This window comes from Streptomyces sp. SID14436, assembly GCF_010548465.1.
GTDB lineage: Bacteria > Actinomycetota > Actinomycetes > Streptomycetales > Streptomycetaceae > Streptomyces.
Map to the genome: position 1 here is coordinate 1 of NZ_JAAGMD010000122.1, position 12,419 is coordinate 12,419.

Genomic DNA, 12,419 nt, shown 5'->3' on the forward strand with positions numbered 1-12,419 from the left:
GCACCGGCCGCCGCCGCTCCGGCCAGTGCGTCGCCGGGGACGGTGAACAGGGCGGGCAGGCGCAGCAGTTCGGCCCAGGCACCGAGCCGGCCGGGGCCGACCCCCGGCACAGCGGGACGGGGCACGCCATCCGCGGACGGGACGGGGGCATGCGCGGAGGCAGGGTCGGGCGCGTCCGCCGTGCCGGCCTCGGCGGGCGCGTCGTACGGGTCGTACGGGGCGTACGGGGCGTACGGGGCGTGGGCGTTCGACGCCGATGTGCCTGCTGCGGACCCGGACGGGCCCCCTGCGGATCCGGACGTGCCGGACCCGGACGGGCCCCACGCCGTTCCGGACGCGCCCGTGACCGACGTGCTCGGCGGGAACCGGCCCTCCGCAAACGCGCCCCGGCCGGTCATCGCCGTACCTCCGAGCCGTGCTGGTCAGGCCCGCCCTGCGGGTCAGGCCGGCCATGCGGGCCGCGCCGGTCCCGCACTCCGCCCCCTCCGCCCCCGCCGTCACCGCCATCACCGCCGTCCGGGCCGTCCGGCCCGCCGGCGTCGTCACGGAGCCGTGCGGCCAGGGTCAGCAGGTCCGCGTACTGCTCCGCCAGGGCGGCCGGGCCGTCGCCGACCGGGTCCTTGAAATAGAAGCCGAGTTCGCGCAGCGGCCCGGTGATGCCCTTCTGCCGGGCCCGCAGGGTGAGTCGGGCCAGGTCGAGCACGAGGGGGGCGGCGAGGGCGGAGTCGCAGCCCTGCCACACGGTCTGGAGGATCATGCGGGAGCCGAGGAAGCCGTCGAAGGCGACGTGGTCCCAGGCGGTCTTCCAGTCGCCGAGGGAGGGCACGTCGTCGATGTGCACCTCGCCCTCGGGGGCGGCTCCGAGGGTGTCGGCGAGGACGCGTTCCTTGCCGCCGTTCTTGGCGGCGGCGGCCGCGGGATCGGCGAGGGCGGCGCCGTCGCCGCCGCCGAGCAGGTTGGTGCCGGACCAGGCGCGCACGGCGAGGGCCCGCTGGCGGAACATGGGGCCGAGGACGGAGCGCAGCAGGGTCTGTCCGGTCTTGCCGTCGCGGCCCGCGTGGGGCAGGCCCGCGGCCTCGGCGGCTTCGGCGAGTGCCGGGTGGTGCAGGCCGGCGGAGGGGGTGAAGTTGACGTAGGGGCAGTCGGCGCGGAGGGCGGCGGCCGCGTAGAGGGAGCTGGGCGGCAGGGCCCCGCCGGCGGGCGCGGGCTCGGTGGAGGCGACGTTGACGACGACGGCGCCGGCGAGGTCGTTGCGGCGGACGAAGTCGCGGATGTCGGCGGCGAAGACCTCGATCCAGTCGTCCTGGGTACGGACGGGCCCGGCAGCCTCAGCCCCAGCGGACCCGGCGCCCTGCGACCGGACGGACCCGGAACCCTCAACCCCGGCGGCCCCGGCAGCCCCGGCGCCCCCGTCCCCCGCGGAGCCGGGGCCGGTGGTGGCGCCCGGCGGGGGCCCGCCCGGCCGGATCTCCCGGTCGGCGGCGAGGAGTTCGGCGTGCACGGCGGTGGGCAGGCCGTGGGGCAGGACGCCGCCGGCGGCGAGGTGTTCGGCACGCTTGGGGAGCGGGCAGTCGACGGTGTCGTGGCCGCCGAAGACGAGGGAGGACAGCGGGGGCAGGCCGCAGTCGGCGAAGTCGGCGGTCTCGGTGACCATGCCGGTCGGCGGGTGGAGTCCGGCGGCGACGGCGGCGCAGCCGGTGATGGCGGTGGTGGCGACGGATCCGCGGGCCCCGATGAGCCAGACGCCGAAGCGGGCGGCGGGGGGCGGGGTGGGGAGGAACGGTTCGGCGGACATGGGCAGCCTCCTTGTCGTACGCGAACCGGGTGTGAGCCGCCGGAGGCGGGGACGAGCGGGTGCCGGGCCCCTGGGGGCCCGGCGGGACGGCGGGCGGAGGTCCGGCGTCCTCCGCCCGCCGCCGTTCAGGTCGCCCTTCGGGCCTCTCGTCCGGACCAGGCCGGATCAGGGAGCGGGCCTGGTCCGAACGGAGGACCCTACGAGGGCAGTTCCTTCAGTTGGATGTTGCGGAAGGAGACCTTGTCGTCGGGGCCGTGGTTCTGCAGACCGATGTAGCCGTCGGTCAGGCTCCGCTCGGGGTCCTTGTTGGTGAAGTCGTTGATCTTGACTCCGTTGAGGAACACCTGGAGGCGTTCCCCCTTGACCTTGATCTCGTAGGAGTTCCACTGGCCGGGCGGGCGGAGCACCTGGTCACGGGCCTTGATGTTGGCCGACTTGAAGGAGTAGATGGCACCGGTCGTCCGGTCCGGGGCGTCGGTGGCGTCGATCTGGATCTCGTAGCCCTTGTCCACCGCGGACCAGGGGTCGTCGGAGGCCGGGAAGCCCACGAAGATCCCGGAGTTGTCGTCGCCCCGCATCTTCCAGTCCAGCTTCAGGGAGTACGACGACAGTTCCTTGGCGTGGTACCAGAGCAGGCCCATGCCGCCGTTGGACTCCAGCGTGCCGTCCTTGACGTCGAAGCCGCCGGGGCCGGCCTGCTTCCAGCCGTCCAGGGTGTGGCCGTTGAAGATCGTCCGGTAGCCCTTGGCCGGCTTGCAGTCGGCCTTGACCTGGCCGGTGGCGTACTGGAGTCCGCCGAGCAGGTGGGCGCGGAAGGCTTCCTCGGCGTAGGACTCCTTGGTGTGGCCGCCGCCGGTGTAGAAGGAGCGGCCGCCGCCGTAGTTCTGGCACCAGGCGATCGGGTGGTCGCCCTTCATGGTGCCGCCCTGGTAGGTCGTCTCGTCCAGGGTGGCGAGGACCTTGGCCTGCTCACGCGGGTTGGTGCGGTAGTTGTACCACTCGTCGGTGCGCTCCCAGGCGTCGTCCAGGTGGGCGGTGGACGGGTGGTCGTGGTCCTCGACGCGCACGGTGGCCTTCTGGATGGCCGGGTGCGAGTCGAAGTACGCGCCGACGAGGCCGCCGTAGAACTCCCAGTCGTACTCGGTGTCGGCGGCGGCGTGGATGCCCATGTAGCCGCCGCCGTTTTTGACGTAGCTCTCGAACGCCTTCTGCTGGTCGGCGTTCAGGACGTCACCGGTGGTGGACAGGAAGGCCACCGCGTCGTACTTGGCGAGGTTGGTGGTGGTGAACTGGCCGGCCTCCTCGGTCGCGTCGACGGTGATGCCGGCCGGGCCGCCGAGTTCCTTCAGCGCGGCGATGCCCTCCGGGATGGAGTCGTGGCGGAAGCCGGCGGTCTTGGAGAAGACCAGGACCTTCTTGCCGGCCTTGAAGGGCTCCTTGGAGAACTCGAAGTCGTCGATGTCGTAGAGCGCGCCGTCGCCGCCGCGGAAGACGAGGAAGATCTCGGAGGTCTTCTTCGGCAGGGACCGCAGCGGGACGTCGACGTTCTGGAACGTCTCCCAGCCGCCGGTCGGCGGGATGTACGCGGAGCCGTGCAGCTTGCCGTCGGGTGAGCCGGTGCGCAGTTCGAGGTAGCCGCCGGAGCCGCCGGAGGAGGCGCGGACGGTCATCTTCTTCTGCCCGTCGAAGCGGTAGGGCGTGAAGGAGATCCAGTCGCCGTCGTGGATCTCGCCGACGGTCTTGCCGCCGTTCGCGCCGGTCTTGTCGATGACGGAGACGCCCTGCTGGGTGGAGAAGTGCTCGGCCTGGCGGTGCAGCGGCTGCAGGACGGTGCGGGCGGTCCCGGTCAGGGCTTCCTGACCGTTGGCCCCGCCGTCGGTGTACGCGGCGCCGACGACGCCGTAGATGTTGGCGTTGGGGTCGTGGCCGCCGTCACCGGGAGGCGGGTTGAGGGTGCCCTCGCAGCCCGTCTCGCTGGTGAGTTCGTGGGCGTGGGAGTCGTGGCCGAGGCTGTAGACGACCTTGACCTGGGAGCAGTCGACCTTCTCCTCCGGGTCGGTGACGGTCACCTTGAACGGGACGGGTTCGCCGAAGGCGGCCAGGCTGCCGTTGCCGGGTACGTCGATCTTCACCGTGGGTTCGGTGTTGCCGACGACGATGCGGACGCTGGCGTTGCCGGTGTTGCCCTCGGGGTCCTTGGCGGTGAACGTCGCGGAGTAGGTGCCGGTCTTCTTGTACTTGTGGGTGGGGGTGAGGCCCTCGCCCTTGGTGCCGTCGCCGAAGTCCCAGCTGTAGGTGAGGTCGGTGGAGTCGGCGTCCTTGGCGGTGGCGGTGAACCTGACCTTCAGCCCGGCGGCGCCGGAGGTCTTGTCGGCCCTGACCTCGGCGATCGGGGAGAAGCCGTCCTCGGCGTTCTCGATCCGGTACAGCGCGGAGTGCTCGTCGCCCTGGAACCAGGAGAGGCCGTAGTCCAGGACGTAGAGCGCGCCGTCGGGGCCGAACTCCATGTCCATGATCTGCGTGCCGGTCCACGGGAAGTCGTTGATCTTCGCGACGGAGCCGTCGTCGTTCTGCTCGATCCGCTTGATCCAGCGGCGGCCGTACTCACCGGCGAAGAAGTCGCCGTCGTAGGCCTCGGGGAACTTCACCTTGGAGTCGAGGCCGGCGTCGTAGCGGTAGACGGGGCCGGCCATCGGGGACTCCGAGCCGCTGCCGAACTCGGGCAGGGATCCGCCGTCGTAGGGGATCCAGGCGGCCTGGGCGGGCGGCAGGTCGGTGAGGCCGGTGTTGTGCCGCGAGGTGTTCTTCGGGGCGGCGCAGTCGAACTTGGGGCCGGACGTGCCGGTGGCGAAGTCGTAGTCGTTGTAGGCGTCGTTGTCGCCGGTGCAGAACGGCCAGCCGAAGTTGGCGGCCTCGGTGACCCTGGCGAACTCGACCTGTCCGGCCGGGCCGCGGTCCGGGTCGGCGGCGCCCGCGTCGGGCCCGTAGTCGCCGACGTAGACGACGCCGGTCTTGTCGTCGACGCTCATGCGGAACGGGTTGCGGAAGCCCATCGCGTAGATCTCGGGGCGGGTCCTGTCGGTGCCGGGGGCGAAGAGGTTGCCCTCGGGGACGGTGTACGAGCCGTCCTCGGCGACCTTGATCCGCAGGATCTTGCCGCGCAGGTCGTTGGTGTTGCCGGAGGTGCGGCGGGCGTCGAAGGCCGGGTTGCGGTCGGCGCGTTCGTCGATCGGCGTGTAGCCGTCGGAGGCGAAGGGGTTTGTGTCGTCGCCGGTGGACAGGTAGAGGTTGCCCTCGGCGTCGAAGTCGATGTCGCCGCCGACGTGGCAGCAGATGCCCCGGGTGGCCGCGACGTCCAGGACCTTCTTCTCACTGGACAGGTCCAGGGTGCCGTTGGCGTTGAGGACGAAGCGGGAGAGGCGGTTGACACCGTCGAACGCCGCGAAGTCCTCGGCGGTACCGGTCTCCGGGGCGTCGCCCGCCGGGGTGTCGAGGGGCGGGGCGTAGTACAGGTAGACGGCCCGGTTGTTCTCGAAGTCCGGGTCGACGCCGACGCCCTGGAGCCCTTCCTCGTCGTGGCTGTAGACGGGGATGCGGCCGGCGACCTTGGTGACGCCGCCCTCGTCGGTGAGGCGGAGCGTGCCGTCGCGCGAGGTGTGCAGGACGCTGCGGTCGGGGAGGACGGCGAGCGACATCGGCTCGCCCATCTCGGGTTCGCCCTTGGCGAGCGGTACCTGCTGGAACTGTCCCTCGGCGGCGGCCGGTCCGTCGTGCTCCGGGTGGCCCGGGTGGGCGCCGGCGACGGTCGCCGGGGTGCCCACGGCCAGGAGCAGGCCGGTGAACAGGGCGAGTCCGGTTCGGAATCTGGAACGCCTCGCGGTACGCGTTGTCTTCAGTCGGCTTCTGTGCACGAAGTCCCTCCGGGAACGGGGTGGGGCCGTACGGAACGGGTGCGTGGACGTGCGGTAGGAGTGGGTACCGGGGTGCGCCGTCACCCCGGAGGCGTATGTGTCGCGGACACTTCAGGGACGGTAACCGCGTTCTTCCGGGGCGAACAGCCCTTGGACCGTGGCGGGTTGAACTTTTTCCCCGTACAGGACAAAGCGGGATGCGGGCAGGCCGGGCCGGGGACCGGCAGGTGCGCCGGCCCCCGTCCCCGACCTGCGGACGAGCGCGCCCGTCAGCTGCTGAACGCGGCGTCGAAGGAGGCGCTGGGCGGCTCGAAGTCGTATGCCTTCAGGCGGGTCAGTGCCTCCGGGGCGCCCTGGAGGCGGTCCATGCCGGCGTCCTCCCACTCGACCGACACGGGGCCGCCGTACCCGATGGAGCGCAGCATGCGGAAGACGTCCTCCCAGGGGACGTCGCCGTGGCCGGCGGAGACGAAGTCCCAGCCGCGGCGGGGGTCGCCCCAGGGCAGGTGGGAGCCGAGGCGGCCGTTGCGGCCGTCCAGGCGCTTGCGTGCCTCCTTGCAGTCGACGTGGTAGATGCGGTCGCGGAAGTCCCACAGGAAGCCGACCGGGTCGAGGTCCTGCCACACGAAGTGGGACGGGTCGAAGTTGAGGCCGAAGGCCGGCCGGTGGCCGACGGCTTCGAGGGTGCGGACGGTGGTCCAGTAGTCGTAGGCGATCTCGCCGGGGTGCACCTCGTGGGCGAAGCGCACGCCTTCGGCGTCGAAGACGTCGAGGATGGGGTTCCAGCGGGTGGCGAAGTCCTCGTAGCCGCGCTCGATCATCGCCTCGGAGGCGGGCGGGAACATGGCGACCAGGTGCCAGATCGCGGAGCCGGTGAAGCCGATGACGGTGTCGACGCCGAAGCGGGCCGCGGCCCGTGCGGTGTCCTCGATCTCGGCGGCGGCCCGCTGCCGGACGCCCTCCGGCTCACCGTCGCCCCAGATCCTGGCGGGCAGGATGGCCTGGTGGCGTTCGTCGATGATGGCGTCGCACACCGCCTGGCCGACCAGGTGGTTGGAGATCGCCCAGCACTTGAGTCCGTACTTGTCGAGCAGCTGGTGCCGGGAGTCGACGTAGGAGGGGTCGGCGAGGGCCTTGTCCACCTCGAAGTGGTCGCCCCAGCAGGCGAGTTCGAGCCCGTCGTAGCCGAAGTCGCGGGCGAGTCGGCAGACCTCCTCCAGGGGCAGGTCGGCCCACTGGCCGGTGAACAGCGTGAAGTTGCGCGGCATCCGTATCCGTCCTCCTCAGGCGGCGATCGGCGTGTAGACGGAGTTCTTCTCTGCGCTCTCCTCCACGGCGGCCAGGACGCGCTGCACCTGGAGTCCGTCGGCGAAGGAGGGATCGGGGGTGCGGCCCTCGGCGACCGCGTGGACCAGGTCGCGCGCCTGGTGCACGAAGGTGTGCTCGTAGCCGAGGCCGTGGCCCGGCGGCCACCAGGCGTCCAGGTAGGGGTGGTCCGGTTCGGTGACGAGGATGCGGCGGAACCCGGCGTGCGTGCCGGGCTCGGTGCCGTCGTGGTACGACAGCTCGTTGAGCCGTTCCAGGTCGAAGGCCAGCGAGCCGCGCTCGCCGTTGAGTTCGATGCGCAGGGCGTTCTTGCGTCCGGTGGCGTACCGGGTGGCCTCGAAGGAGGCCAGGGCGCCGGAGGCGAAGCGGCCGGTGAACAGGGCGGCGTCGTCGACGGTGACCTCGCCGGTGCCGGCGGCGGACACGGCGGCCAGGCCGCTGGTCGCGGCGGTGGGCAGCGGCCGGTGCCGTACGAAGGTCTCGGTCAGGGCGGACACCCCGGCCAGGTGCTCGCCGGCCAGGTACTGGGCGAGGTCGACGATGTGCGCCCCGAGGTCGCCGAGCGAGCCGGAACCGGCCTGTTCCCGGCGCAGCCGCCAGGTCAGCGGGAACTGCGGGTCCACCAGCCAGTCCTGGAGGTAGGACACGCGGACGTGCCGCAGGGTGCCGATGCGGCCCTCGGCGACCATCCGCCGGGCGAGCGCGGTCGCGGGGACCCGGCGGTAGTTGAAGCCGACCATGGCGGTGCGGCCCCGCGCGGCCGCCTCGTCGGCCGCGCGGACCATCGCCTCGGCCTCGGCGACGGTGTTGGCGAGGGGTTTCTCGCACAGCACGTGCTTGCCGGCGGCGAGCGCGGCCAGCGCGATCTCGGCGTGGCTGTCGCCCGGGGTGCAGATGTCGACGAGGTCGACGTCGTCCCGTTCGACGAGGGCGCGCCAGTCGGTCTCGGTCGCCGCCCAGCCGTGCCAGTCGGCGGCCGCGCGCACGGCGGACGCGTCCCGGCCGCAGATCACGGCCAGTTCGGGGTGCAGCGGCAGGTCGAAGACGCGCCCTGCGGTGCGCCAGCCCTGGGAGTGGGCGGCGCCCATGAAGGCGTAACCGACCATGCCGACGCGCAGGCGTGGCTTCCCCGTTCCTGCTGCCCCTTCTGACGCTTGCGGCTGTGCCATACGGATGTCCTCCTCGTCGTCCGTGCGGGCGGGGGCGGGCCCCGCCCGGTGGGCTGGTCAGGCCCGTGGGCCGGGGCTCCTCACTTGAAGCCGGTGGACATGTACTGGTCCACGTTCTCCTTGTCGACGACGGCCGAGTAGCAGGTCAGCGACGCGGGGATCTCGAACTCGGCGAGCCCGCCGACCCCCTTGCCCTGGCCGAGCGCGCGGGCCAGGTCGATCGCGGAGGCCGCCATCGTCGGCGGGTACAGCACGGTGGCCTTGAGGACACCGTTGTCCGCCTTGATGGCCTCGAAGGCGGACAGCGCGCCCGCGCCGCCGACCATCAGGAACTCGTCGCGCCCGGCCTGTTCGATGGCGCGCAGCGCGCCCACGCCCTGGTCGTCGTCGTGGTTCCACAGGGCGTCGATCTTGGACTGGGCCTGCAGCAGCTGCGCCATCTTGGCCTGGCCGGTCTCGACGGTGAACTCGGCCGCCTGGCGGGCCACCTTCTTGATGTTGGGGTAGTTCTTCAGGGCGTCGTCGAAGCCCTGGGTGCGCTGCTTGGTGAGTTCCAGGTTGTCCAGGCCGGCGAGTTCGACGACCCGGGCGTCCGGCGTGTCCTTGAGCTTCTCGCCGATGTAGTGGCCGGCGTTGAGGCCCATGCCGTAGTTGTCGCCGCCGATCCAGCAGCGGTAGGCCTGCGGGGTGTTGAAGATCCGGTCGAGGTTGACGACGGGGATGCCGGCCCGCATCGCCTTCAGCCCGACCTGGGTGAGGGCCTTGCCGTCGGCGGGCAGCACGACCAGCACGTCGACCTTCTTGTTGATGAGGGTCTCGATCTGGCCGATCTGCTGCGCGGTGTCGTTGGAGCCCTCGGTGATCTCCAGGGTGACGTCGCTGTACTTCTCGGCGCGCTTCTTGGCGTTGTCGTTGATGGCGTTGAGCCAGCCGTGGTCGGCCTGCGGTCCGGCGAAGCCGATGGTGACGGGCTTGCCCGGCTTGTCGTCGGCGGCCGGCTGGTTGCCCGCGGCGGGCTCCTTCTCGCTCGGCTCGTTGCTGGTGCAGCCGGTGACCAGGGCACCGGCGGACACGGCGGCGGCTCCGAAGAGCAGCCCTCTGCGGCTCGTGGACGGCATGGGCTTGGGCATGGCGGTGAACCCTTTCCTAGGTCGTGCTCGCGGTACGGCGCTGGACCAGCACGGCGGCGACGATGATCGCGCCCTTGGCGATCTGCTGGACGTCGCTCTGCAGGTTGTTCAGGGCGAAGATGTTGGTGATCGTGGTGAAGATCAGGACGCCCAGTACGGAGCCGACGATGGTGCCGCGGCCTCCGGTGAGCAGGGTGCCGCCGATGATCGCGGCGGCGATGGCGTCGAGCTCGTAGAGGTTGCCGTTGGTGTTCTGGCCGGAGCCGGCCAGGACGATGAGGAGGAAGGCGGCGATGCCGCAGCACAGGCCGGACAGCAGGTAGAGGTAGAGCTGCTGGCGGCGGACGTCGATGCCGGCGAGGCGGGCGGCCTCCGCGTTGCCGCCGACGGCGACGGTGCGGCGGCCGAAGGTGGTCCGGTTGAGCAGCAGCCAGCCGATGACGGTGACCGCCGCGAACACCAGGACCAGGGGCGGCACGCCGAGCACGTAGGCGTCGCGTTCGCCGAGGTCGAGGACGCTGCCGACGGTGACGATCTGGGTGCGGCCGTCGGTGATCTGCAGGGCGAGTCCGCGGGCGGAGGCGAGCATGGCGAGGGTGGCGATGAACGGCACCATCCCGCCGTAGGCGATGAGCACCCCGTTGACCAGTCCGCAGCCGAGGCCGACGAGGACGGCGGTGAAGAGGATGCCGGCGAAGCCGAACTCCTGGGTGGCGACGGTGGTCGCCCAGACGGAGGACAGGGCGACGATCGCGCCGACCGACAGGTCGATGCCGCCGGAGGTGATGACGAAGGTCATGCCGACGGTGACGACACCGATGACGGACGCCTGGGTGAGGACCAGTTGCAGGTTGCGGGTGTCGAGGAACTCGTCCGGTTTGGTGAAGCCTCCGATGAGGACCAGGACGGCGAGCACCCCGAGCAGGGAGAGCGTGCGCACGTCGGGGCGGAACAGGACGGCGCGCCAGGCCGGGGGGCCGGCGGACGGCGGCGTCTTGCCGATGGTGTCCCGCGGCGGGGAGACGGGCTGCGTCATGTGGCCGGGCTTCCTTCCATGACGAGGTCGAGTACACGGTGTTCGTCGAGTTCACGGGCGGGCGCGGAGTGGACGACCCGGCCCTCGCGCAGGACCAGGACGCGGTCGGCGAGGCCGAGGACCTCGGGCACCTCGCTGGAGACCAGCAGCACGGCGAGGCCCTCGTCGGCCAGCCGGCGGACCACCGCGTACAGCTCGGCGCGGGCGCCGACGTCGACGCCGCGGGTGGGTTCGTCCAGCAGCAGCACCCGGCAGCCCCGCAGCAGCCAGCGCGCGAGCACGGCCTTCTGCTGGTTGCCGCCGGACAGGGTGCGCACCGGCACGTGCGGGTTGTCGGGCCGCAGGGACAGCTCACGGATCGCCGCGTGTGCCGCCCCCAGTTCGGCACCGCGGTCGATCCAGCCGGCCCGCGAGAAGCGGGACATGGTGGAGACCGACACGTTGCGGGTGACGGACTCCAGCATCAGCAGCGCCTGGGCCTTGCGTTCCTCGGGAGCCAGGCCGATCCCGGCCCGCACGGCCGCCCGCACGCTGCCGGGCCTGAGCGGCCGCCCGTCGACGAGGACCCGCCCGGTGTCCGGTCTGCGGGCGCCGTAGACCGTCTCCAGGATCTCCGAGCGTCCGGAGCCGACGAGCCCGGCGAGCCCGACGATCTCCCCCGGCCGCACCTGGAGGTCCAGGGTCTCGAACTCCCCCTCGCGGGACAGCCCTTCGACCGTCAGGACCGGTTCGCCGAGGGGCTGCCCGGTGGGCCGTTCGGGGAAGACGTACTCGACGTTGCGGCCCGTCATCAGGGAGACGACCTCGCTGGTCGGTGTCGACTCGGCGGGCAGCCCGCCGGCGACGGCGCGGCCGTCCTTCAGCACGGTCACCCGGTCGCCGATGCGGCGGATCTCCTCCAGGCGGTGGGAGATGTAGACGACGGCGACTCCCTCGGCGGTGAGTCCGGCGACGATCCGGAAGAGGTTGTCGACCTCGTCGGGGTCCAGGGCGGCGGACGGTTCGTCCATCACGATGAGCCGTACGTCGTGGGACAACGCCCGCGCCATGGACACGATCTGCTGCTGTGCGGCGGAGAGTTCGCCCACCAGGCGGGCGGGGTCGATCTCCGGGTGCCCCAGGCGCGCGAGCAGGTCCGCGGTCGCGGTGCGGGCGGCCCGGCCGCGGACGACGAAGCCGGCGGTCGTGGGTTCGTGCCCGAGGTGGACGTTCTCGGCGACCGACATGTGTTCCACCAGGTCGAGTTCCTGGTAGATGGTGGCGATGCCCAGCTTCATGGCGGCGATCGGCGAGCGGAGCGTGACCGCTTCACCGCGCCAGTGGATGGTGCCGGTGTCGGGCTGGTGGGCCCCGGCCAGCACCTTGATCAGGGTGGACTTGCCGGCCCCGTTCTGGCCGAGCAGGCAGTGCACCTCACCGGCCTGGACGTCGAGGTCGACTCCGTCCAGGGCGCGGACTCCCGGGAACGACTTGGTGATGCCGGACATGCGGAGCAGCGGTGCTTGGGATGCCATGCGGATTCCCCTCGGCGGGCGTGCGGGCCGGTGTCAGGGCGCGGTCGGGCCAACGTTGTCAGGGCAGGGCTGTGGTACCGGTGGCGTGCGGTGGTGGAACGGTGCGGCGGTGCGTCGTCGGGCGGTGCGGCCGTGCGCGGTGCGGCAGTTCGGTGGTGCTGGGTGGTGCCTGTGGTGCTTGGGCGGTGGTGCCTTGTGCGGTGGTGCCTTGGGCGGTGGCGCCTCGGGCGGTGGCGCCTTGTGCGGTGGCGCCTTGTGCGGTGGTGCCTTGTGCGGTGTGGCGTTGTGCGGTGTGGCGTTGTGCCGTGCGGTGGGGCGTCGCGCTGTGGTGCGGTGGCGCGGTGCGCTCTCGGTGCGTCGTGCCGTGGTGCCTTGCGCTCTCGGTGTGTAGTGCCGTGGTGCAGGTGTGCCGGTGGTGCGGGTGTGCCGGTGGTGCAGGTGTGCCGGTGGTGCAGGTGTGCCGGTGGCGCGGGTGTGCCGGTGGTGCAGGTGTGCCGGTGGTGCAGGTGTGCCGGTGGCGCGGGTGTGCCGGTGGTGC

The 12,419-nt window shown here is 71.8% G+C and carries 7 protein-coding genes; all 7 read right to left on the minus strand.

Annotation, left to right across the window (positions count from 1 at the left end; all coding sequences use genetic code 11):
* Positions 1 to 394 precede the first annotated feature (394 nt).
* The 7 genes from G3I53_RS04735 to G3I53_RS04765 all read right to left on the minus strand — a co-directional run bounded on the left by G3I53_RS04735 (position 395) and on the right by G3I53_RS04765 (position 11,881).
* The gene (locus tag G3I53_RS04735) at positions 395 to 1,795 is read right to left on the minus strand and encodes an inositol-3-phosphate synthase (RefSeq protein ID WP_164438041.1); all 1,401 of its coding nucleotides are present in this window, start codon (positions 1,793 to 1,795) and stop codon (positions 395 to 397) included.
* 197 nt (positions 1,796 to 1,992) lie between these two features.
* Positions 1,993 to 5,706, minus strand: coding sequence for a ThuA domain-containing protein (locus tag G3I53_RS04740; protein WP_164336301.1), 3,714 nt, complete (start codon positions 5,704 to 5,706; stop codon positions 1,993 to 1,995).
* A gap of 269 nt (positions 5,707 to 5,975) precedes the next feature.
* Positions 5,976 to 6,974: a sugar phosphate isomerase/epimerase family protein gene (locus tag G3I53_RS04745; protein WP_164336299.1), complete on the minus strand. Its 999-nt coding sequence runs from the start codon at positions 6,972 to 6,974 to the stop codon at positions 5,976 to 5,978.
* Between the two features lie 15 nt (positions 6,975 to 6,989).
* On the minus strand, positions 6,990 to 8,201 hold the full coding sequence (locus tag G3I53_RS04750) for a Gfo/Idh/MocA family oxidoreductase (RefSeq protein ID WP_203592182.1): 1,212 nt from the start codon (positions 8,199 to 8,201) through the stop codon (positions 6,990 to 6,992).
* An 80-nt stretch (positions 8,202 to 8,281) separates the two neighbouring features.
* A complete protein-coding gene (locus G3I53_RS04755) occupies positions 8,282 to 9,331 on the minus strand; it encodes a substrate-binding domain-containing protein (protein WP_239063560.1) in 1,050 nt (349 codons plus the stop codon).
* A 16-nt stretch (positions 9,332 to 9,347) separates the two neighbouring features.
* Positions 9,348 to 10,367 (minus strand): ABC transporter permease, encoded by a 1,020-nt coding sequence (locus G3I53_RS04760; RefSeq protein ID WP_164336297.1) that lies wholly within the window; start codon positions 10,365 to 10,367, stop codon positions 9,348 to 9,350.
* Positions 10,364 to 11,881, minus strand: coding sequence for a sugar ABC transporter ATP-binding protein (locus tag G3I53_RS04765; RefSeq protein ID WP_164336295.1), 1,518 nt, complete (start codon positions 11,879 to 11,881; stop codon positions 10,364 to 10,366). The genes G3I53_RS04760 and G3I53_RS04765 overlap by 4 nt, the downstream gene beginning before the upstream one ends.
* Positions 11,882 to 12,419: the final 538 nt, after the last annotated feature.

Coding starts and splice junctions, on each gene's coding strand:
- G3I53_RS04735 (WP_164438041.1), bottom strand. CDS start 1,795: ATGTCCGCCGAACCGTTCCTCCCCACCCCGCCCCCCGCCGCCCGCTTC.
- G3I53_RS04745 (WP_164336299.1), bottom strand. CDS start 6,974: ATGCCGCGCAACTTCACGCTGTTCACCGGCCAGTGGGCCGACCTGCCC.
- G3I53_RS04750 (WP_203592182.1), bottom strand. CDS start 8,201: ATGGCACAGCCGCAAGCGTCAGAAGGGGCAGCAGGAACGGGGAAGCCA.
- G3I53_RS04755 (WP_239063560.1), bottom strand. CDS start 9,331: ATGCCCAAGCCCATGCCGTCCACGAGCCGCAGAGGGCTGCTCTTCGGA.
- G3I53_RS04760 (WP_164336297.1), bottom strand. CDS start 10,367: ATGACGCAGCCCGTCTCCCCGCCGCGGGACACCATCGGCAAGACGCCG.
- G3I53_RS04765 (WP_164336295.1), bottom strand. CDS start 11,881: ATGGCATCCCAAGCACCGCTGCTCCGCATGTCCGGCATCACCAAGTCG.